The sequence below is a fragment of the Candidatus Thiodiazotropha sp. AKAK2 genome (assembly GCF_058244685.1).
Window position 1 is genome coordinate 56,116 of sequence record NZ_JBSYOP010000029.1, and the last position, 22,669, is coordinate 78,784.

Consider the following 22,669-nt stretch of genomic DNA (forward strand, 5'->3'; position numbering starts at 1 on the left):
GGCAAATGCTTTTTGGGCTGATCCACCAGACCGTCAATCCACCAATACATTGAGGATTTGTATTACCTTGGGCGTTCAACCGAATGTTGGAGAATTTCTTGCGCCGCTACGACGCTGTCCCTCATGGCAGGTCAGTCTGGAGCAGTTTCAAATCGGCATCGATAATCGCCGTATCGATGTGGCGATCAGTCATCAATTCCGTAGCTCGTTGTTATCATTGGTTGAGAAGATTGTCCACGAAGATCTGGCTAAACATGGTTGGGCCCATACCGGACAATTCTCGTCCGGTGCGGATATCGAGAGTTTTAAATCAAACTATCGCAATGTTCTGCAAGGTGCGCTGGAACAGATTCATGCGAATGCGGCAGTCAAGGAACTGCTGCAATTGCTGCATCTGGTGCTAATCAAGTTGATGTTGGATGCACCGCAGAGTGCGCTATCGAAGCTGCGGGGACAGTTACAGCAGGACGTCGAATCCGCTGCCGATCTGCACAGTGGCCGAGCCATGGAGATGCATGATCGGATTGTCGGTCTCGCCCGCCTCGAACCAGGGATTCGTTACCGTACCTTGAGTCGACTGTTCAAGATCGTACAGCGCCTTGAATCGAAGGAGCTGCGCAAAATGCGTAAATCCGTTGTAGGTAGCTCCTGGGTGGTTTCCAAACGAATTTTGTTCAATCCGTTACTGCATCTTCCGGACCTTACCAGCGAAGAGTATCTGCTAAATCACTATCCGTTGCTTTGTGTCGACCGGGAAGGCGGCAACTACTTTGATCTGGCCAATCGCTATATCACCACAACCTACAGCGACTATCTTCCAGAATGGGCAAAGCCTCAAGCGTCTGAAGCCGATAACCCGAAATCGGGCGATACGACTCAGTTTCAAATCACCCAGCGAGAGCGTCATAGCGGGTTTTCAGATTTTCTTGAGGGTCAACGATTGCTGGAACGCAATCTCTCTGCAGAAGAGTTCAAAGAGATTTATGTCAGTTGGTTGGATGATCCGAGAAATATGGAGATGCTGCTTAAGCAGAGTGGCGACGCCAGGAGTGGATGGTTTTCCCGTGCTCCGGTGAAACAGGACAAAGGGCTTTGGGATAATTCCGAGTACAACAAAGTACAGCAACAGTTGAAGTCGAACCTGCTTAAACAGTTTGACCGATCCGGACTGACGCGTCGTGCGATTGCGGCCTATCGTACTGAAAAACTCTATCGGCAATTTAACGGTTTGATCTCAAATCGGGATATTTATCACTACCTGGTGGATGCGCTTCCGAAAAGAACGCTACTGAAAAAGCTCTCATCAACAGCCGACAAAGGTGCATCGGTTGTCAAGGCACTTGACGTGGTGCATGGGTATATCCGCCGCATGCCGGCAATCAAGCAACAGGGCTACGCGATACGCTACCTGAAGGATTTTCTAACCTTTCGTAGGGACCTGAAACTGGCCTACTATACCTATCAACAGATGAGCCAATTGAATATTCTGCAGGACAGCGAGAGCATTCAGTTGTCGCGGGATAACGGCAGTCTCTATGAGTTTCGTCTCAGTCAGGACGGTGATGCACAGGAAGGCAAGATTAAAGCGCATGCAATTCTTAAAGCGGATGTCAGAGGTTCTACTGAAATCACCAGCCAACTGGTAGAGAAACGGCTCAATCCAGCCACCCATTTCAGTATGAACTTTTTTGGACCGATCACCAAGTTGCTGAATCGCTTTGGCGCCAAGAAGGTGTTTGTTGAGGGGGATGCTCTGATCCTCAGTGTCTTAGAGACGGGCGCTATGACCACTCAGGGGATGACGGTCGCCAATGCCTGCGGTCTGGCGAGAAAGATACTGCTGGTCATGGAAGCGCAAAACAATCAGAACAAAGCACACAATCTGCCGAAGCTGGAGTTGGGTCTGGGCATCGCGTTCAGTAGTGAGGCGCCGGCCTATCTGAATGATGAGCAGCGCAAAATCATGATTTCACCGGCCATCAACGAAGCAGATAGATTGTCGTCCTGTTCCTCTGAGTTACGTTATGACACCAGTTGGCGCAAAAGCCAACGTCATCGTGTCGAGGTCTTTTCCGATGATGCCGGTACTGAGAGAAAAGGTGCCAGACGACTGCGTTTCAATGTCAACGGAATTGAGTTGGCTCCGCCTGCATTCAAAAAGCTCAGATCGGAAATGGTACTGCACAAGATGAAAGTACATAGTCGTTCCGGCGAAGGGGATACCTACCATGTAGGCCGATTTGTCGACCGCAGGGGCAGTGCTCACTGGCTGGTTATCAGAGAGGCTGTAATCAAGACCTGGCAGCGTGAGGATGATATGCCCAGTGTGGGTCAAGCCGACGCCAGCTTCTATGAAGTGGTGACCGATCCAGAACTGATTGGTAAGGTTAAAAAACGCCTCAACGCAAAACGCGCACCAAATCAGATGGAAGGTCAGCAGACAGAGGAGGTTATTCCTCTCAGCCTTGAATCAGACTCCTGAAGTCCTGTTTCTGGCCTCGATCGGGGTCAGCCACTTTTTAGGCACCACTTTGGACTGCTCACCGAGACGGTAGTTATAGATCACGGTATAGGCCAGTACCCGCTTCAGATACTCTCTGGTCTCGTGGAAAGGGATTGTCTCAATCCAGATATCGGTGGCCTGAGTTTGCTCTGGTAGCCAGCTTTTCACCCGATGTGGGCCTGCATTATAGGCCGCTGTCGCCAATACCGGATTCTCCTGCAACTGTCGGTAGATCTTATTCAGATACCCGGTACCCAGCCTGATATTCACTTCCGGCCGAAACAGATCGTCAAGTTTGAGCGGCGAATGTTTCAGCTCCTTGGCGACCTGCTTGGCGGTTTTCGGCATCAGCTGCATCAGGCCCCTTGCGCCAGCTGAGGATCTTGCATCACTGATAAATGCGCTCTCCTGACGCAATATGGCATAGACCCAGGCTCGATCGATACCATGTCCCCGAGCCTGCCCGGTGATGGTCTCCTGGTGTGCCAGGGGGAAGCGCAGCTCCAGATCATTCCAGTGGCGCAGCTTCGCCAGGGTGATGATACTTTGGGACGGCCAGTTCCATTTTTGCGCCAGGTGCGCCGCCGCCTTCAACTCATCCGGTGGGGCCTTCTTCAGTGCCAGGTTCCACTCCCTGCGGGCCGACATGGGGCGTTTCAGGATATGCAGTTCACGGGCTCTTTGCAGGCCTGGGTTTAGGGCCATCACGGCTGTGATCGTCTGATCTGACTGCAGCGCGATATGCTCCAGTTTCGGCGGTACTCCCAATTGATTGGCCGCCATGAAGCCATAGTAGCTGCGCTCCTGGGAAAGGTGCTTGAGAATTGCTCTTGCCTCATTTTCCCGATCCAGTTTGGTCAGTGCACGGGCATGCCAGTATTGCCATTGGGCCTGCTGTTTTTCCGTTGCAGAGAGGGATTCCACGAGCTGCAGCACCCAAACCCAGTCATTGATCTGGAGTGCGGCCTGTAGTGCTTTCTCCGAAACTCTGCTATCCAGTTTCAGCTGTTCCGGCAGGAGTTGGTTGAAACGCTGAGTAAGCTGCTTGTCTGGCTCTCTCGCCAGTCCACCGGCCAAGGCATAGATCGCCTTTTGATGCTGTTTGTCTGAGAATATTCCCATGGGCTGGAGTTTTTCCCATGCCCCGAAAGCTGCTTCCACATCGCGCCAGGCCAGTTTGCGGATGACCTGGATGGCCATCTCGTCCTTCATCGGGTGATCGATGCCATACAGCATCGCAACTTTACGGGGTTGGCGATAGAGCTTGAGCCAGAGGTCTGCGATCTGCTGCTCCGGTTTACTCAGGTAGCGTTTCAGATAGTTGGCCAACCTGGTCTGGCGCTGGGACATCGCCATATTGAATCGTTGCCAAACCTGCTGTTCAGTGAGGTGACCTGCATCGATCCAGCTTTTGAATACCGGATCGCATACCTTGGGCTGGGATCGGCCATTGAGCCACAATCCGGGAACCTCGGAGTAGGCCTGTTCAGTCTGTCCGGTTTTTAGCATCGCCTGGAGTCTGCGACACTGCTGTCTGACACTGCCTCCGGGCTTGGAGAATTGCAGATAGGTCTGCCAAAGATTGTGTTTCGACAGAAACCTGAGCCACTGATTGTTGAGCATGCTCTGCAGTGGTGTCCCTTCGAGGCGAGAGAGTCTGTTGCTGATGCTTTGAACCGATTGCTGGTCGATATGTTTCACCGTCTCCTGGTAATCCAGATAGACCAGGAGCGGGTAGCCAATCAGCGCATCTCTTAAGGCCTGGTAGGTTGTCAGATCGCCTTTTGAGAGTGCTCTCTCAGCTGCCAGGAAGCTTTCCCTTTGTAACGCCAGTTTTTCTTCACTCAGATTCACCTCGACTGCCAGAGTAGTCATAGGCAGCAGACTGATCAGCAATCCGATGAAGAGCGATTTGGCGAACACAGATGTCATGGTCATTTAGGTCATCCGTTGCAGGTATTCAACCAACGGGATGTTCTGTTGATATCAGATCACCCCAGTTAACTGCGTCGGTATTTTGTTGTTTTTATGAATCCTGAATCAGGATCGGCCCAACGCAAAGGCTTACACAATATTTGTAGGCGAGTATAAGCTGAAAAAGTACGACTTTTAATGCCTAAATTGTAAAAAATTTGTCCTGCGATGAAACTGGCAGGAACGATGTGTGATAAGTGTTTTATCGGCCGGTCGCATATCAGCTTTAACTCGGTTTGCGATTGGTGTAATTAGACATTGTTAAGGAATAATCAAAAATAGAGGATCAGAGTTGCAGCAGGGGATCCCATTCCTGTTCGCTGTGGCTGATAACCAGACTGTAAAATCGGGTTACCGGCTTGCTGATTTTTCAGTTGGTGCTTGTAAGCGGCTGGGAGAGAGCAGCTCGATCCAATGCACAACCGGTGTGCTGCCCGGTGCGGTTTTACTGATATGGCTCAGGCAACCGATATTGGCAGTTGCGATCAGTTCCGGTTGCCCCTTCATCAGCGCCTCGGTTTTACGCTCACCCAGTTGATTTGACAGTTCCGGTTGCAGGATCGAGTAGGTGCCTGCTGAACCGCAGCAGAGATGGGCTTCAGCAACCGGGGTCAGTTGATAGCCTATTCGGCTCAGAATCGTCTCTACCACCCCGCTGATCTGCTGCCCATGCTGCAGGGTACAGGAGGCGTGAAAGGCGATCTTTGGGAGGCTTCTCATCGGCTGACTCAGGAATTCGATATCTTCCTGTTGGATGATTTCAGCGATGTCCTTGCAGCGGCTGACAAGCTGCCTGGCCTTGTCGGCATATTGCGCATCGTCAGCCAGTAACCTGTCGTACTCCTTCACCATCTGAGTACAACCGCTGGCCGTGATGACCAGGGCTTCGGCTTGATCCTGGAGCAAGGGCAACCACTGGTCAATGTTGCGTCTGGCGGCCTGGCGTGACGCTTCATGATCATCCAGATGGTGTTCGACAGCGCCGCAGCAGCCGGCTTTGGGGGTGGTGATCAGTGAGATGCCGAGCCGGTCCAGTACCTGGGCGGTTGCCAGGTTGATATTCGGTGCCAGGGCTGGTTGAACACAGCCATCCAGAATGAGCATTTTCCGCTGGTGCCGCACTGGCGGCCAATCGCTGTCATCGATCGACACTTTTTTTGGAATCAGACGGCTCAGGGTTGATGGCATCAGAGGTTTGAACAGTCTGCCTAGATTCAGCAGGGTGGCAAACAGATCGCTGCGAGGAATCACTTTGCGCAGTAGCCATCTAATGGATCTATCGGGTAGTGTGCGGGATTGCCGCTGATGCAGGTGTTGTCGTCCGATTTCAAGCAGCCGACTGTAATCAACCCCGGATGGACAGGTGGTTTCACAGGCGCGGCACAACAGGCAGCGATCGAGATGCCGCTGTACCGCAGCACTGGGGCTGGCCCCCTCAAGCAACTGTTTCACCTGATAGATTCGACCACGGGGGCTGTCCAGTTCACTGCCGAGCAGCTGATAGGTCGGACAGGTTGCGGTGCAGAATCCACAATGCACACAGTTGCGCAGAATGGTTTCCGCTTCCTGGCCCTGTTCAGATGATAGAATGTCGGAGGTTAATTGAGTCTGCATAATCTTCGGCGGGTTACTCACTCAGCACCTTATGAGGTCCGAGTATTGTGATGTGTTTTCGATGGAAAACCAAGATATTCCATAAGATCCCGAAGGGAGTTGTGGAGCTTGCCGGTGGTATAACTTTTTCAGGCACAACAGGGCGTATTGGATTCGTGTTAACAGGCCCTAACAGGCACAGGGATTGAGGCAGGGTATGTCCGACAGTGACAACAAGCTGATACTGGCCGACGATTTGGAACGCTTTCCCCCCTTTCAGAGCCTTGGGGTGAAGCTATTGTCGATCAGTGAGGATTGGGCTCAAGTACGCCTGCTTCTACCGCTGAACCACGCTACCAGGAATCCTGGTGGCAGTATGTTTGGTGGTAGTATTGCCGCATTGGCTGATCCAGTACCGGCCTTGGCCTGCAATCATCGGTTTCCGGACTATGATGTATGGACCAAGGAGTTGGGTGTGGATTTCCGCCGCCCCGGGCTGAGTGATCTGGAGTTACGCTTTGATTTTCCGGATCGGACGTCGAAACAAATTGCCCATGAGCTGGCTGAGAGAAATCGAAGTACGCCGGCTTTTGAGTTTGGTATCTACGATACGGATGGCGAGCTAGTCGCCTGGGTAAACAACAGGGTGGCTATCCGACCAGCTAGCCAGGGCCAGTAGAGTATGAGAAAACTGAAACAGTGAGAAGGTTAACATGACTGATTCAAACAGTGATATGGATTTTGAGTTGAGCAGTGCCATCGCAGCATTTGAAGGTAAAAATTTCTCCCGTGCCGCCGTACTGCTCTCGCCGTTGGCCGAGCAGGGTAGTGTCGAAGCCCAGTACCGCATGGCCATTATGTCTCAGGGTGGACTGGGAATCGCTGTCAACGAGCTGATGGCCTACAAGTACATGAAGGCGGCCGCCGAATCCGGTCATGCCATGGCTCAGCATGGGCTGGGTTTCATGTATCTGGAAGGGGAGTGTGTGGAGCAGAATCTGGAAAGAGCCGTTGACTGGTTCAAGAAGGCGGCGGAGCAGGGGCTGGCCGGTTCTCAAACCACTCTGGCGATGCTCTATGAAGAGGGGCGCGGAGTGGAAAAAGATCCTGAAGAGGCCAAGCGCTGGTACAAGCTGGCCGGATTCTGAACGGCAGGCCCTAGATCAGAGTTGACCAGAGGCTCTCATAATCTGAGTCGTCATCCAGATCGTTCTGATCCTCTTTCATTTTCGAAGCGGCATTTTCATCCAGGTGAACAAACTGGTATTGAGAGATGGAGCCGCTCGACTCCAGCAATCTGGTGAGTTTGATCTCCTGGGCATTTTCCCCATCATTGATCAGCAGTGTCTTACCCAGACTGAATGGGTATGAAGGGCAGATCAGACTGGTGGGCTGGCCGGATGTGCCAACCTCCGGCAGAAGCAGACACTTCTCCTGTTGGCCAATGTTCTGGTCTGAGAGTTGGGCCGTAACCGCCATCGCGTTAGGTGCAATCATCTGCACCCCGACCTGCATCGATTCATCATCGGAATTTTGCATCCAGCGTACCATGCCAACGCCGAACTGGGCGGCAGACATGGCAGATTGAACGCCTATCAGTTCGCCAACCTGGATCTTGGGGATCTCTTTTCCGCGCCAGTCGAGGCAATAGCCACCGGCACTCTCATTGATCGTGGTGAACAGACAGGTCGCCTTGTCCACCTGTTGCTCCTTGTCATCCTGCCAGATTTCAATATTTGGCTCGTTGGTGGTCTCGCTGATATCCGTGGAGTTAGGGCCAAACTCCTCGAAATTACCCCGACGGGGATTGTAGGAGGCGATATCCATTGGCTGCAGTGAGAATCTGGCTTCCACATGCATATCTTGGCCGTGAGCGAATTGAGCATCGATCCAGGTGGCCTCATCTTCAACTTCGGATTCAGGTGTTGGGTCCGGAATATCTCCCAGTGTGATCAGCTTATGCACCGAGCGAAGGCCAACGGCGATGCGCAGCTCAAAGTTCAACTTGGTGCGGACAAAGGCGCGTTTCTGTGCTTTCGACCAGAGCATGATCAACTGGCGGATAACCCCTTTGTCCAGCTCGTTGATACCGGATAGGGTTGGTTCCGAATCCGGCTCATCGGTGAAGTGCTCCCGCATTTGCGACAACAGCCTGGAAACCTCAAGAATCAACAGATATTTGGTTGCGATGCTTGTCGCTTTGCTCTCATGGCTGGGCGCCATGTCGGTATCCTGATGGATGGTAATGGAGCTCTCTTCCGGGGCGTCGTCATAACCGTAAAGATTGGTGTATTGACTCCAGTTCAGCAATGTATCGAAGAGCTGTAAGTTCTCTTCCTGACGCATTTTGTAAGGGGATGCCAGAGAGAATAGCAGACAGCGGGTGTAGTTCTGATCGATTGTCGACTGTTTTTCCGATGCTTCGTAGGGATCACTGATGAGATCTGAACCGACACCATAGCGGCTGGCCAGCCTGTGGCAGACATGGAGTTCCTGCCAGGTGCGTTTGGGGCAGGGGTCATAGACAATGGCCGATAGCAGAACCACTTTTGACAGATAAGTGATGCATCGATGGAGAGCCAGAGTCAGTTGGGCCCGATCCACACCCTCTTGTGCATGGGTCAACAGGTTGACGATGACCGCCTTATAGGCGGTTGCCATGCCACTGTGGAGCTCACGATTCAGGTTGGCTATCTTGTGTGACTTCTCACTGAGCGGAAAGCGGGTGCCGAGATAGTGTTTGTTCAGATTGGAGGCGACATAGGATAAGGGTTCGCGGAAATTCTCAATACTACGAAGTCGCTGCGCGGCGTCCAGACTGGTGCGGTTGAAGGCACGCAGGGATTGGAAGATCTGTCTTGACGTTTCACCGATATTGGCCATTGGCAGCTCCTTCGCCCAAGCTGCGACCTGTTTATCATTCAGATAAAAGGGTACGCCAGACGGGGAGGATTGCTCCGGAATTCTCAAGCCGATCGGATTGCTGGTTGCCATATTACTTTTGCCACCGAAATTGACTGTTACTCATATAAAATTAGATTAGTCACTTTTTCCATCAAATACACAGAACTGACTCTATGATCCGATTCTGTAATAACTGTTCAGGTTAGACACCGGAGACCATGGATAACAACACCCCCACTGACAACCTGCTGAGGATTGACGAGCTGATCTCTCCGACGGGATAGGTCTGCGGGATGGGATACCTGAGCCCCCAGGTCATCCGTGAGCAGGTCATTCAGTATCTTGAATAGATAGGAAAAATACAGATTTTGTAAACGTTTGTAAATAACCCTGTAAACTCTGGGTATAGCCCTTTCCATGCCTTGTATATTCCCTGATTACTTTTCTCAAGCTGTTGATAATAAAGAGTTTATGTCTGTCAACTCGCTTGCTATCCTATCAATATAAGCCGAGCTTTGACGGATTGCAATAGTGCCTTAAATTCCTCAGTTTAATCAGAAGGTTATGTCTAATGTCATGAAATGGTAATCGGTCTGTTCATGAACAACGAGTACCACCTGCAAGTAGCCGATCGTTTACCTGCGTGGAGATTACTGGTCAACTGCAGATCTGGCGGTATAGAGCAAGACAGCAGGGGTGCCGGAGAGACGATGAAGCGCAGATGGTATGAATTAATGTGGTGGGTGATATGAAACTGAAACTGGTCAGCTTTGCAATCTGTCCATTTGTACAGCGTTCCGTGATTCTATTGCGGGAGAAACAGATCGATCATGAGATTGACTATATCGACCTGAACGACCCACCGGAGTGGTTTCTTAAGCTATCCCCGACTGGAAAGGTACCACTGTTGTTGGTTGATGGCGCCACCCTGTTTGAGTCCTCAGTCATCCTGGCTTTTCTGGATGAGTCATTTCCGCCCGGCTTCCAGCCGGCAGACACCCTCAGAAGAGCTCAGCATAGATCCTGGATCGAATTTGGATCGACTCTGCTGATGGCGCAACATGCCATGGCGACCGCCAGTGACGAAGATACGTTTTTAGAGAAAAAGCATTTGCTTGAAGAGGATATTGCGCGCCTGTCCGAGCCTTTGAATGAAGGATTGTTTGCAAATCTGGATGAGTTTTCGCTGGTCGATGCAGCCATTGCACCACTTTTCATGCGCATCCAGCATCTGGCTGAACTAAATCAGCAGGCTGATGTAAAAATGCCGGATCCGGTACGCAGCTGGTCACAGCGTCTGTTGCAGCGTCCCGCCGTGCAGCAGTCGGTGGTAACGGATTTTGCGCATCGATACAAGGCGTTCCTGGTGTCGAAAAACAGCTGGCTCTGTGTTGGGGATGCTTCTGATAATTAATGGTTGGTGCAAGATAACCCATTGATCTTGCATGGATAAATCAGTTCCTTGCTATGCTAGTTTAGAGTCATGGTGTTGTCGAATAGTTACACGGAGTTGGGCGGGGCCTTCTATCAGAGCATTCCCCCCGAGCCGGTGAGAGAGCCGAAACTGTTTCTTTGGAACAGCCCCCTCGCTGAAACGCTGCAACTGGAGCGGATACTGGAGAGCGACGGGTCTTCGCTGGCGCAGGTTTTTTCCGGCAACCGGCTGCTACCCGGCGCCAATCCCATTGCACTCGCCTATGCCGGCCATCAGTTTGGTCACTTTGTTGCTCAGCTGGGTGATGGCAGAGCCCATCTGTTGGGTGAGTTGACCGACTGTTGCGGAGAACTGAAAGAGATTCAACTGAAGGGATCCGGTCCGACTCCCTACTCCAGAAGCGGGGATGGACGTTACGCATTAGGCCCGGCGATCCGTGAGTTCATCATGGGCGAGGCCCTGCATGCCATGGGCATTCCAACCACCCGCAGTCTGGCAGTAATCACGACCGGTGAAACAGTCTATCGGGAGACACCCAACCAGGGTGCAGTATTGACCCGAATTGCAGCGAGTCATCTGCGGGTGGGCAGTTTTGAATATTTTGCTGCAAAAAAGAATCACCAGGCGCTGAAACAGCTCTCTGACTTTGCCATCGGGCGCCATTATCCGGAACTGCAGAGCGAGGGAGAGGCGCGTTTTGCGCTACTCCTGGAGCAGGTGATCAGGCGACAGGTCGATCTGGTGGTGGAGTGGCTGCGGGTTGGTTTCATCCATGGTGTGATGAATACCGACAACACCACCATTTCCGGTGAAACCATCGATTACGGACCCTGTGCGATGATGGGGGTTTACAGTCCGGATACGGTGTTCAGCTCGATCGACAGGGCCGGGCGCTACGCATTTGGCAACCAAGCTGCGATCACCCAATGGAATATGGCCCGCTTCGCCGAGACTCTGCTGCCATTGATCCATCCTGAGGAGAAGCGGGCGGTAGAGATCGCCAGCCACAAACTGGAAGAGTTTGGTGATCTTTTTAATCATCGGTATCTGCGGATGATGGCGCGCAAAATCGGTATCACCCAAGCAGCCCCCTCAGATGCAAAACTGATATCGGAGCTGTTGCAGCGCCTACAACAGAAGCGCCTGGACTACACAGAGAGCTTTGACCGATTGACTCGCAGTCTCACTTCTCCAGCTCTGGCACAGCAGCTGAGCAGGGATTTGGGAGACTGGTATCAGCAGTGGCAGGCCCGTTTGAGCGCTGACGGGGAGCTTGAACAGGCGCAACCGATCATGCGGCAGATGAATCCTCTGGTGATTCCCAGAAATCAGCAGATGGAACAGGTGATTCAGATTTCCACGCAACAGGGTGACGCCAGTGCTGCGGAACAGTTCCTCGAAGTTCTACGATCACCCTACTCCCTGACAGATAATACAGCACTCTATCAGCAGACTACGCCCGATGCAGATCTGGGTTATCGTACCTTTTGCGGCACCTGAGCGAGGCCACGTAACTAATTAAACCGGCGACTGAGTAGGTTGTGTTCAGGCGGCGTGTGCTGGCGTCTCTTTTAAGCTCACAATGATTGGCGCTTCAAGCCTGCTTTTGCCCGGTGTTGTGGCTGTTGCCAATGGAACAACCATTACCTGCGAGCCACGCCTTGATCAAAGGCAGGCTTGAAGCCCTGAACACAACCTACATAGTCACCGGGTCAATATTAGGCATTCAATGGTGGAGTCTCGTCCGTGGTCGACTAAAATGGTCGCTATGAGAGCCTCTTGTCTGGAGAGAGGTTTCCTTAACAACCTTACCGTTGCTGCGTCCCAGGGACCTTCAGCAAAATAATAAACGGGTAGCTCATGATTAAACAAAGCCACAAACCATTTGCCATTTCTCAGGGGTTTACATCGCTTACCGTCGCCGCCGTATCGATCGGGGCCACGCTTTTTTCAAGTGGCCTTGAAGCGGCTACCGGGGTGCCGGACATCTACACCATCGATGCCAATGATCGCTCGGAAACCATCGTGGTAACGGTGAATGATCGTCTGGAGATCTCCACCCTGGAAGCGATCAATGCGATTGAAATCGTCTCGATCAGCACGCTCTCCAACTCCGCTGCAGGTTCCGTGCAGATCGATCCGGATGACAACTTCTCGATCAATGTGTTTCCCAATGCAGGATTCTCCGGCACTGTGACCTTCACCTATCGTGTCAGCGACATCAGAGGCACCAGCGATGACACCCTGGTGACCTTGAATATCGTCTCCTCCACCTCATCCCTGGAGACCGTCAACGATCACTATGTCAGCAGTGGCGGCGCAATCAATCTTTTTCCCCAGGAGAACGACATCCATCCGGGTATCGGGTTCCGTGTTGAGATTCTCTCCCAGCCCAGTCAAGGTACACTTTCCACAACCGATGTTACCGGTCTCTATCTCTATACGCCTCCAGCGGATATCAGTGATCCGACCTCAGTCAGTTTCGACTATCGCCTGGTGGCTGACAGTGGTGAGGTAAGTGCACCGGCCAGTGTCACTATAAGCCTCGATCCGAGCCTGGATCCCATTGCCAATGCTGGTGCGGATGAGGCACAGAGCAGTCTTGCCAGGGTGATGCAGGTGGCCTGTGACGCCAACTCGGCCGCTGGCGGATCACAGACCGATGCAGCCTTGGCTACCACCTGTAGCACCCTCTCGTCATTGAGCGGTTCAGAGCTTGACAGTGCACTGGAAGAGGTGCTGTTAAGGCAGGTGGGCGCCCAGGCGAACTCGATGAAAGGGGTGGCTGCAAACCAGATCAAGAATGTGGCTGGACGTCTGCAGGAGATTCGTAGTGGTGTACCTGGTGTCAGCCTGGCCGGGTTGCAGGCCATCCTCAATGACCAGCAGCTCAATTTTGGACGCCTGCTGACCGGCATGCAACAGGGCGGAAGTGCTGGTGATGGCATGGCCAATGAGCGTCTGGGTGGGTTTATTACCGGAACGATCAATATCGGTGATGGAGAGTCGCGCAACCGGGAGAACTCCTTCGAAATCGATAATCAGGAGTTGTTGGCCGGTCTCGACTACCGCTTCAACAACGATCTGGTGATGGGTACGGCACTCGGCTACAGCCGTTCTGAGACCAGTGAAAATGGTGGCGATACCGGTGTCGATGTGAATGGCTGGAACCTCTCGATCTACGGTAACTACTATCCGGCCAAAGATTGGTATGTGGATTGGTTGCTCGGTTATGGTGAGTCATCCATCGATACCAGTCGCTCAATCGATATCGGGGGTGTTGCCTCCCAGGCCGAGGGTGAAACGGATGCGGATATCTTCAGTGCCGTGGTTGGTACCGGATACAGCTACAACGTGCAAGCCTGGACGATCGACGGCTATACCGCGCTAGAGTATCGCAATAGTGAAATCGATGCTTACCGGGAGCGCAACGATGCCGGATTGGATATGAACATCTACAAGACCTCCACCGATGTTCTGTCCGGTCGGCTCGGTGTTCGGGCCAGTAACGCACTCAGCTTCAGCTTTGGTGTGCTGGTGCCGCAGTTCGAACTTGAGTTAGTCAAGGATTTCAAGAATGAAGCACCGGAGATCGAAGCGGAATTTGCATTGGTACCGGAAGCGGGTAGCTTTACATTGACCAATGAGGATCCGGATGACAGCTATGTCAATGCGGGCATCTCACTCACCGGTCAATTCAAAAACGGCATCACAGGTTTTGTCCGGTACAGCACCATGCTGGCCAGGGATGATCTGGACCTGGATACCTGGCAGCTCGGCGCGCGCATGCCGTTTGGCGGTCCGGCAGAGGATATCCATCTGGTGCAGGCCGGTGAGGATCAGCATGTTGCGGCGGGTCTGTTCATCGGTACCACCGGTCCCGGCCTGGCGCTGACTCTGCCTGTGCGCGGAGAGAGTCTCAACTTTCGAACTCTGCTGGCAACCATGCCCTATGACACGGAAGAGAAGCTCGATGATATCGAGTATGACATAGACTTGGATGTCTTCACTTGGGGAGCACTGCTGGATTGGCACCCGATGAATGGCGGGTTCAGAGTAAGCGGCGGACTCTATGCCCTGCAGTCCAATATCACAGCATCCGCTCAACCCACCGAGCCCGTGGAGATTGGCAGCACCACTTTCACTCCGGACCAGGTGGGCACCCTGGAGGCAGAGGTGGATTACAGCCGCAATCTGGCCCCCTATCTTGGTATCGGTTGGGGGAATGCGGTAAAGCCGGGCTCCAAGTTCAGCTTCAGTGTCGATTTCGGCATTCTGTTTACCGACAACCCGACGATTTCACTCGAAGCGGACAGTGCCCTGGCTGATGCCAACCCGGCGCTGAAAGCCCAACTGGAGTCGGAGCTGGCGGTTGAGGAGAACCGGATCAACAGTGAGGATCTGGATGACATCCGCTACTGGCCGGTGATCAATGTTGGTGTGTCCTACCACTTCTGATGCAGGATGCGGCCGTGTTGGGTTGGCCCATCCTGTCGTTGTTATTCAGTTGAGGTTTGGGGATCAAAGGCAGAGAGCGGATGCTCTCTGCCTGTCGGGAGCGTGTCGCTAAAGCTCGGGTTTGATCAGCTGCGATCAACCCGGTAACTCTGATACGGCCTACTGGGCCGGTTTTGTGTTCTCACCGGCAACCAGCTGGCTGACGATTTCGAACATTTTGCTGTAGGAGCCGGCCCGGCTACCGCTGGTCAGATATTTACCATTGACCGCGATTGCAGGTACTCCATCCAGTTGGTAGCGCTGCCCCAGCTTCTTCGCATTCTGAACCTTTACGTAGACACCGAAGGAGTTCCAGGCTTCCGTGAACTTCTGTTTGTCCACACCCTGTTCCGCCGCAAAGTCGATCAGGGCGTTCTTGTCGTAAATTTTGCGTTTCTTGTCGTGGATGGCTTGAAACAGGGGGGTATGCAGTTTTTCAGTCAAACCGAGGATTTCGGCGGTGTAAAAGAACTGTGCGTGGGCGGTCCAGCGACTGTTCAGTGGTGCAGGCACGCGGACAAACTCCACATTTTCCGGCTTCGCTTTCAGCCAGCTCTCCAGATCGGGTTCCATGTGGTAGCAGTGAGGGCATCCGTACCAGAAGAACTCGAGAACCTCCACCTTGCCATCCGCAACGGAAGTGGCCACCGGCGGATCCACCGGATCATATCCCTCGCCCCATTCGGCGGCGTACAGTGTTTGGCTGGTAACAATAAGAAAAAGTAGTGTCAGTCGGTTGATCAAGGGCATAATCTGTCCTTCAGTTTGTTGTAATGTTGATAGGATCAAATCCTATTGAAACCTGTTAGAAATTTGAATAGCAGTATGGTTCCCGGTACGGTATGGCGAATTGACGCAAATCAACTTGAAATATCCTATGCGAGTTGTGATTCATGGGAAATAATCAGATAGATCACTATATCGAGATACTCTGCCAGAAGGGTTGCAGATCAGTCCGTGATGACATTAAGTTGTTGGAACAGGGCGTTATATTACCCGAATTGAAGGTTCTAGACGACCTTTCAAGAAAGAAAGTCTTGAAAGAATTGCGCGCCATCATGGCGGTATATGGAGAGAGTTGCCCGATCGGCTCTCCCAAAGATAATCAGCGAAGCGGTATCAAAGATGGCAAACAGTAAAATAAGACTCGGTAATATCGTCTATAAAGCTCCCTCCCGGATACACGGTAATGGACTGTTTGCCAAGGTATCCATTGCCAAAGGGGACTACATAGGAACCTATGAGGGCCCGCAAGCGAAGCGGGACGGCACCTATGTGCTTTGGGTGTTTGAAGATGACAAGCAACCGGTCGGCCGTAGCGGTAGAAATCTGCTTCGCTATCTCAACCATCATGATCAGGGTAATGCTGAATTTGATGGCTTCGATCTGTTCGCACTGAAGGACATCAAAGCCAACGAAGAGATCACCTTCGATTATGGAGGCTGGGAAGAGGAGTAGGCTCCCCTCTCGTCTTCGGTTCGGCGACAGGCCCGAGGTCAGCCACCAGCTGTCAGGGATTCAAGGGTATCAGTAGATTCTGTTCGGCTTTATCAGCGGATTGGCTGGCGTCCTTTGCCTCGATCAGCTTCAGAATCTCATAATCCGACCAGCTGATTTCAGAATTAGGGCTGTAGATGGCCCTCTCCAGAGCATTTACTGCCTTTGCCAGATCCGGATGGCAGCGTCTGGCCAGTCTGCTGAGGTTGTTGGGCGGGTTGTCGGGCCAGCTGAGCAGGGCCCAGTGGAGCCAGGCATCTCTCGCCGCTTGCCCATCCTTGGCCTGATAGGCGTCGGTCAGCTGCTGCAGGACGTTTTCCAGCTCTGGCTGATTCGATCTCTGCTGGTTGGGCTCTTTGATTGCCATCGGCTTGGTGGGTTGCTTCTGTCGACTGCTGAACCACCAGGCGCTGATTGTTATCAGCCAGGCCAATCCGAACAGGGTGGCCAACCAGGGGAAATCGTCAGCAGACTCCGGGCTGGCGCTGATTGTTTTTTCTACGCTCAGACTCTGTTCACTGGGTTGTGCTGCGGCCGAATGCTGAGCCTGATTAGCCATCCCGGACGGATTCGGCATAAAGCTGATCTCCTTGGCGGGCAATCTGGCAATCTCCTGCTGGCGGGTCTCGGTATTCCACCAGGGAATCTCGATCGGGGGCAGGGTGTAAGTACCCGGATCCGTGGCGATCAGGGTCAGGCTCTGCTGCAGTGAACTACTGATACCGGAGCGATTCGGCTTGTCATTCAGATGTGGGCTCTCCGGGTAGAGCTTGAGTCCGCTTGGCATGCTCTGTTCAATGCTTGGCAGATGGTTCGACATCACTCCGTTGGCGATAATCATCACACGCCGGGTGATCGGATTGCCGGCCAGCGCCATCTCGTCGTCGATACCATTCTCCACAATCTGCAGATTTTCAGCCGGTAGCCAGCGTTCGCCGGTAAATCCTTGTGGAATTGGCAGTATCTCCAGAGAGACCGGGTCGGATTCAGCTCGAATGATACGCCCGGACTGTTGATGTGAAGGAAAGCCATTGCTGAAAAAGGAACTGAAGGGATCCCGGCTGCCACCTGATCGGCCTCGAAATTTGACCCCATTCAGTGTCAGCGTGCCGGTTTGGCGTGCGAACAGGGCGTAGACTCGCTCCACCACCCGGTAGTCCACCCCATCCTTGCGGCTGCTGTAGCGATCCTCATGGATCAGGCTGATCTGGGTGTTGTCCAGGGAGGGTACAGGCGGATCCAGGGACTCACCCCGGACTCCCTTGGCCTGGTAGAGCTTGAGGGTCAGCAGGATCTGTTCTTCGAGATAGGCGGAATCCTTGTTCAGGCTCAGTTCGATCAGTGCCTGCCTGGTTGCCTGTGCCTCCTCCTGGGACTTTTGCTCCACCTGCAGCGGCAGTGGCTGTGTGGTTTGGTCACCAACCTCGATTGCCGGGATGGTCAAACTGCCGCTGCGTAACGGCAGCAGGGTGAGGTTGAGGGAACGCTTTGACGTCATCTCCCCATTGATTACCGAGATGCTCTGCTGGGTGGAGCGGCTGAGAATTTCAAAATCCTGCTCTAGGGGGGTGAGATTGGGAGAGAGATCCTCTCCGCCATCGATCTCTATGGTCAGCCGTACCGGCTGATCCAGGCCGGTTACCTGGTGGGAGAGCCGGCTCTGCACCTGGGCTTGAAGTAAGCCTGCCGGAAGGCACAGCAGAAACACCATCAGGCGGGCAAGATGAGCGGTGTTGATTGTTAAAAACTCTGGCATAGTCCTGGTTGTATTGCGGTTTTCCATCCTACCCGGCTGCTGGCTGGTATGCTGTGGAAACCCTCTGTTTCAGCACTACCGGGTTGCAGCGGGGTGACTGTGAGTGTTGCTTAAAGACCTGCACAGGCACAACTCAGGCTCGCTTGCCCTATAATCGTGCATTCGTGACAGGTTCAAGGTCACCCCTTTAGATGGGGGTGGCAAACATAAGTTTCCAATGGATTTTACAGAGTTTTTACTCTGATATCCTTAGGCCGTTAGGTATCGCACAGAACGACTCTGAAACGGAAATATCGTGCCAGGCAGAATAATAACTCAGTGAAAATCCAAGCAAGAAATCAACCGTCAGAGCCTCACCGGTTTTCAGCAGAGATCCACCCGGTGCTGCAGCGGATCTACCATGCCAGGGGTTTGACCCGGCAGGAAGAGCTCGACCTGGCCCTGTCACAACTCTGTCCAGTGTCCCGGCTGAAAGGGGTGGAAGCCGCAGCTGAGCTACTGTTCGAGACCATCCGTGCTGGAGAGCCCATTGTCATTATCGGCGATTATGATGCAGATGGGGCGACCAGTACCGCACTCTCGGTGCTCGCTCTGCAGGCATTCGGTAGTGATAAGGTCTCCTATCTGGTGCCCAACCGGTTCGAGTTCGGCTATGGCCTGAGTCCGGAAATTGTCGACCTGGCCTCACCACGCAGTCCAGGTCTGATTGTGACTGTGGATAACGGCATTTCCAGTCTCAGTGGGGTTGAGCGGGCCAACTCTCTGGACATTCCGGTTTTGATCACCGACCACCATCTGCCGGGGCAACAGCTGCCTGAGGCCGCCGTGATCGTCAATCCGAACCAGACGGATGACGATTTTCCCAGCCCCTATCTGGCCGGTGTTGGGGTGATCTTCTACGTGATGATTGCGCTCTACAATCTGCTTAAAACCAATGACTGGTTTCAGCAGCAGGGGCTGAAACACCCGCAACCGGCAGATTGGCTCGATCTGGTCGCATTGGGCACCATCAGCGACCTAGTGCCGCTGGACCGAAATAACCGGATACTGGTTTCGCAAGGCTTGAAACGGATTCGCGCCGGACGCTGCAGGCCCGGAATTCTGGCGCTGTTGGCCGTGGCCAAGCGCAACTATCAGCGTGTGGTCGCTTCAGACATGGGATTCGCCGTGGGTCCCAGGCTGAATGCCGCCGGTCGTCTCGACGATATGGGGTTGGGTATCGAGTGTCTGTTGAGTGAAGGTATTGATTCGGCCACCGCCATCGCGGCCGAACTGGACCGGCTCAACCATGCCAGACGGGCGATCGAGCAACAGATGAAGCAGCAGGCAGAGAGCCTGTTGCAGCAGCAGCTGCCATCTGCCGACGGTGTCCTGGCCCAGGGTTTGTGTCTCTACGAAAAGAGCTGGCATCAGGGGGTGATCGGGATTCTCGCATCGAGGATCAAGGAGCAGTATCATCGCCCGGTAATCGCTTTTGCAGATGCCGGCTCCGGGATAATCAAGGGTTCGGCCCGCTCCATTGCCGGGCTGCACATACGCGACTTACTTGAGCGCATCGACAGCGTCAATCCCGGTCTGATCAAACGCTTTGGTGGCCATGCGATGGCCGCTGGTTTGAGTCTCTCTGCGGAAAGGTTTGACGATTTTAAACACGCCTTTGAGCAAACGCTTGAACAGCAGCTGGATCCCCAGTTGCTCGAGGGGGTTATACTGACCGACGGTGTTCTCAGCCAGGAGGAGATGAATCTCAGTCTGGCGGAACAGATCCGCGCCGGTGGTCCCTGGGGGCAGGGATTTCCTGAGCCGATGTTTGAGGGGCGGTTTGCGGTGAAGCAGCAGAGAGTGGTTGCCGAGCACCATCTGAAGCTGGTGCTGGGGGATGACAGTGGTGAGTGGCTGATCGATGCCATTGCCTTCAATCAGCCACCGCTGTCTGATCCTGCCGGGCAGGTGTTGCTGGCCTACCGACTGGATGTGAACGAATTTCGTGGTCAGAAGAGCGCGCAATTGATTGTGGAGAAGATAGCATCGACATTCGAGACGACGAACTAGAGCAGGACGAGGGGCCGAGCAAAAGCGAGATCAAACGTGAAATGCTCGCCCTGCAGAAACTGGGTGAGCGGTTGACCGGTCTGTCAGCGACCCAGCTGGGTAGAATGCCACTGAGTGAAACCATGTTGGCCGCCCTGGCGGAGGCAAAACGGATCAAATCGCTGAATGCCCTGCGCAGGCACTACCGGCGCCTGGGTAAACTGTTGCAACAGGAAGATCTGGATGCGATCCACCAGGTGGTGGATGAGCTGGACAATAAACATCAGGCATCGGTTGCAAAGTTTCACAATCTCGAGCGTTGGCGGGATCGCCTGATCGAGGGGGACAGCGAAGCGTTCGGTGCTTTTCTGGCGGAGTATCAAAATGCCGACCGTCAACATCTTCGACAGCTGATTCAAGCGGCCAAGCGGGAGCAGGAGAAGGGTGGTTCCCCTCAGGCCTTCCGCAAATTGTTCAAGTATCTGCGAGAAGTGTCCGGGCTATAGTGTCCCTGTCATGGAATCTCTCCTATTCAGTTGGTCAGTACCAGGTGATCCGGCCACTGCAGGAACCGCAATGTCCTATTGGCGGTGCCGTCAGTCAAACCAGTTGAGCCACTTGCCGGCATAAGGAGTCAGAGCCCGCTTGAGCTCGCGCTCCTTAGAGACTCGGTCCGCCATCTTGGAATCGCCCATTGCCAGAGTGCTTCTGGGCTCTCCGGCTGCTCCGGAGGCAGTGGCTGTTGCAGGAAGGCAAGGACACTGAGCAGGGAGCTCAGGGGATCTTTCGGCTCCACCGGCCTGTCCCGATCCTGTTTACTCAGTTTACGCCCACTTTGATCGACTGCCAGCGGCAGGTGTAGATAGTTGGGTTGCTCCAAGCCGAGCAGCTGTTGCAGGTAGCACTGCCTGGGGGTTGAGCTGAGCAGGTCGGCGCCACGCACCACATCGGTGATTTTCTGCCAGGCATCATCCACCACCACGGCCAGCTGGTAGGCGTGATAGCCATCCACCCGTCTGATCACGAAATCGCCGATCTCTGTTCCAGGATTCTGCCGAAACTTCCCCTGCAATCTGTCTTCTACCAGGATTTCCCGATCCTCGGTCACCAGCCGGATGCTGTTTGTGGCAATGCCCGGTTTTTTTTCGGATCGACAGGTTCCCGGGTAGATCGGGCCTTCCGGGCCGATCCGAGCACGTTCATGAATCTCTTTACGGGAGCAGCTGCAGGGATAGGCCAGGTCAGCGGCAAGCAATTGTTCAACCACTTCGGCATAGCTTGCCGTGCGCCGGCTCTGATAGATCACCTCGCCATCCCAGTGCAGAGCGAAAGCCTCGAGGCTGGAGAGGATCTCCGCTGCGGACCCGGGGATTTCCCGGGTACGATCCAGGTCTTCAATTCTCACCAGCCACTCACCTTTGTGATGGCGGGCATCGAGAAAGCTGCCAACGGCAGCGACCAGGGAGCCGAAATGGAGTTTTCCCGTCGGTGATGGCGCAAAGCGTCCCCGATAGGTGCTACGGCTCATCGTCCCCTATCCATAACGCAAAAAACCGGCTTGCGCCGGTTTTTTTACTGGAAAAAACCTGATCAGCGTCAGCCCATCTGTTTTTCACGAATCTCATCTAACGTCTTACAGTCTATGCAGAGGGTGGCAGTCGGCCTGGCCTCCAGCCGGCGGATGCCGATCTCGATGCCGCAGGACTCGCAATAGCCATACTCTTTGTTATCGATCTGCTCCAAGGCTTCATCGATTTTCTTGATCAGTTTCCTCTCCCGATCCCTTGTACGCAGCTCAAGACTGAATTCAGACTCCTGGGTGGCGCGGTCATTCGGGTCAGGGAAATTGGCAGCCTCATCCTGCATATGGTGAACCGTACGGTCGACCTCCTGCATCAGATTGGCTTTCCAAGCAGCAAGTATGGAGCGGAAATGGTTCTCCTGCCCCTCACTCATATACTCTTCACCCTTAGCGGGTTCATAGGGATCGATGCCGAAGGATCCAGCTCCTTTAGCTGTGGCTTTCTTCTGGGCCATTCATGGTACCTCTTACGTGAAGGCGCATATCTATACCAGAAAGGGGAGAACGACACAATACATGGTTAAACCAGAATCAAGAATCGGGCACTGAGTTGGTGCACAGGGCGCTCATCCGTGTAAGGCGATTAACAGCCAATTGCGAAGTTCTCTCTTCCATCAATAAGGTTGGCCAAAATTCAGAAAAAATAAAGGTAGAGCAGGAATAACATTCCCTGTAGATGCTTCGTTGTTGATCTAGAGCAGGCATTTGCGTCATTTGTTATCGATGGATTGAGCCGCTGAATGACCGGATTACTTCGGTACATTCGGCGGAATATCCGGGAGGTAATCGAGAAAAATGCTAAACCCTGACACTTAGCGGGGAAATCGCAGCATCAATTACCCCACTTGATCATGTGCGAGCAACTCCGGTTTTGTTGTTACACTATTCCGCCATCGG

The 22,669-nt window shown here is 53.4% G+C and carries 17 protein-coding genes; 10 read left to right on the forward strand and 7 right to left on the reverse strand.

Features of this window, described 5'->3' with window-relative positions:
- Nucleotides 1-67: 67 nt before the first annotated feature.
- Nucleotides 68-2,482, forward strand: coding sequence for a nucleotidyl cyclase domain-containing protein (locus AC4IE8_RS12750; protein ID WP_068991189.1), 2,415 nt, complete (start codon nt 68-70; stop codon nt 2,480-2,482).
- On the opposite strand, the gene AC4IE8_RS12755 is transcribed toward AC4IE8_RS12750, so the two are convergent.
- Together AC4IE8_RS12755 and glcF are read right to left on the reverse strand one after the other, a co-directional pair.
- Nucleotides 2,471-4,441: a transglycosylase SLT domain-containing protein gene (locus AC4IE8_RS12755; RefSeq protein WP_068991192.1), complete on the reverse strand. Its 1,971-nt coding sequence runs from the start codon at nt 4,439-4,441 to the stop codon at nt 2,471-2,473. The two genes, AC4IE8_RS12750 and AC4IE8_RS12755, sit on opposite strands and share 12 nt — an antisense overlap.
- Before the next feature lie 387 nt (nt 4,442-4,828).
- A complete protein-coding gene (gene glcF / locus AC4IE8_RS12760; protein ID WP_068991195.1) occupies nt 4,829-6,091 on the reverse strand; it encodes a glycolate oxidase subunit GlcF in 1,263 nt (420 codons plus the stop codon).
- Between the two features lie 196 nt (nt 6,092-6,287).
- On the opposite strand from glcF, the gene AC4IE8_RS12765 reads away from it, so the two are divergent.
- A complete protein-coding gene (locus tag AC4IE8_RS12765; protein ID WP_068991198.1) occupies nt 6,288-6,749 on the forward strand; it encodes a PaaI family thioesterase in 462 nt (153 codons plus the stop codon).
- A gap of 34 nt (nt 6,750-6,783) precedes the next feature.
- A complete protein-coding gene (locus tag AC4IE8_RS12770) occupies nt 6,784-7,218 on the forward strand; it encodes a tetratricopeptide repeat protein (RefSeq protein ID WP_068991201.1) in 435 nt (144 codons plus the stop codon).
- 10 nt (nt 7,219-7,228) lie between these two features.
- On the opposite strand, the gene AC4IE8_RS12775 is transcribed toward AC4IE8_RS12770, so the two are convergent.
- Nucleotides 7,229-9,064, reverse strand: a complete 1,836-nt coding sequence (locus AC4IE8_RS12775; protein ID WP_490791178.1) for a cyclic-di-GMP receptor FimW-related protein — start codon at nt 9,062-9,064, stop codon at nt 7,229-7,231.
- 658 nt (nt 9,065-9,722) lie between these two features.
- Here AC4IE8_RS12775 and AC4IE8_RS12780 point away from each other — a divergent pair.
- The 3 genes from AC4IE8_RS12780 (at nt 9,723) to AC4IE8_RS12790 (ending at nt 14,867) form a co-directional block, all read left to right on the forward strand.
- Nucleotides 9,723-10,388, forward strand: coding sequence for a glutathione S-transferase family protein (locus AC4IE8_RS12780; RefSeq protein WP_490791179.1), 666 nt, complete (start codon nt 9,723-9,725; stop codon nt 10,386-10,388).
- Nucleotides 10,389-10,463: 75 nt separating this feature from the next.
- Nucleotides 10,464-11,909 carry a protein adenylyltransferase SelO gene (locus AC4IE8_RS12785; RefSeq protein WP_490791180.1) on the forward strand — a complete coding sequence of 482 codons (1,446 nt, stop codon included), beginning with the start codon at nt 10,464-10,466 and terminating at the stop codon, nt 11,907-11,909.
- Between the two features lie 360 nt (nt 11,910-12,269).
- Nucleotides 12,270-14,867, forward strand: coding sequence for an autotransporter family protein (locus AC4IE8_RS12790; RefSeq protein WP_490791181.1), 2,598 nt, complete (start codon nt 12,270-12,272; stop codon nt 14,865-14,867).
- 159 nt (nt 14,868-15,026) lie between these two features.
- Here the strand turns inward: AC4IE8_RS12790 and AC4IE8_RS12795 are convergent, their stop codons facing one another.
- A complete protein-coding gene (locus AC4IE8_RS12795; RefSeq protein ID WP_083226043.1) occupies nt 15,027-15,656 on the reverse strand; it encodes a thiol:disulfide interchange protein DsbA/DsbL in 630 nt (209 codons plus the stop codon).
- Nucleotides 15,657-15,799: 143 nt separating this feature from the next.
- Between AC4IE8_RS12795 and AC4IE8_RS12800 the strand changes: the two genes are divergently transcribed.
- Nucleotides 15,800-16,045 carry a hypothetical protein gene (locus tag AC4IE8_RS12800; protein WP_068991217.1) on the forward strand — a complete coding sequence of 82 codons (246 nt, stop codon included), beginning with the start codon at nt 15,800-15,802 and terminating at the stop codon, nt 16,043-16,045.
- Nucleotides 16,032-16,364: an SET domain-containing protein gene (locus tag AC4IE8_RS12805; protein ID WP_068991220.1), complete on the forward strand. Its 333-nt coding sequence runs from the start codon at nt 16,032-16,034 to the stop codon at nt 16,362-16,364. The genes AC4IE8_RS12800 and AC4IE8_RS12805 overlap by 14 nt, the downstream gene beginning before the upstream one ends.
- Before the next feature lie 52 nt (nt 16,365-16,416).
- Here AC4IE8_RS12805 and AC4IE8_RS12810 read toward each other — a convergent pair whose 3' ends face one another.
- Nucleotides 16,417-18,159: a BatD family protein gene (locus tag AC4IE8_RS12810; protein WP_490791182.1), complete on the reverse strand. Its 1,743-nt coding sequence runs from the start codon at nt 18,157-18,159 to the stop codon at nt 16,417-16,419.
- Between the two features lie 318 nt (nt 18,160-18,477).
- Here AC4IE8_RS12810 and recJ point away from each other — a divergent pair, with 318 nt between their 5' ends.
- Complete coding sequence (gene recJ, locus AC4IE8_RS12815) at nt 18,478-20,211, forward strand: single-stranded-DNA-specific exonuclease RecJ (RefSeq protein WP_068991223.1); 1,734 nt, start codon at nt 18,478-18,480, stop codon at nt 20,209-20,211.
- Complete coding sequence (gene yjgA, locus AC4IE8_RS12820; protein WP_490791220.1) at nt 20,193-20,696, forward strand: ribosome biogenesis factor YjgA; 504 nt, start codon at nt 20,193-20,195, stop codon at nt 20,694-20,696. The genes recJ and yjgA overlap by 19 nt, the downstream gene beginning before the upstream one ends.
- Before the next feature lie 128 nt (nt 20,697-20,824).
- On the opposite strand, the gene gluQRS is transcribed toward yjgA, so the two are convergent.
- Nucleotides 20,825-21,718 carry a tRNA glutamyl-Q(34) synthetase GluQRS gene (gene gluQRS, locus AC4IE8_RS12825; RefSeq protein ID WP_490791183.1) on the reverse strand — a complete coding sequence of 298 codons (894 nt, stop codon included), beginning with the start codon at nt 21,716-21,718 and terminating at the stop codon, nt 20,825-20,827.
- 68 nt (nt 21,719-21,786) lie between these two features.
- On the reverse strand, nt 21,787-22,227 hold the full coding sequence (gene dksA, locus AC4IE8_RS12830) for an RNA polymerase-binding protein DksA (RefSeq protein ID WP_068991230.1): 441 nt from the start codon (nt 22,225-22,227) through the stop codon (nt 21,787-21,789).
- Nucleotides 22,228-22,669 lie beyond the last annotated feature (442 nt).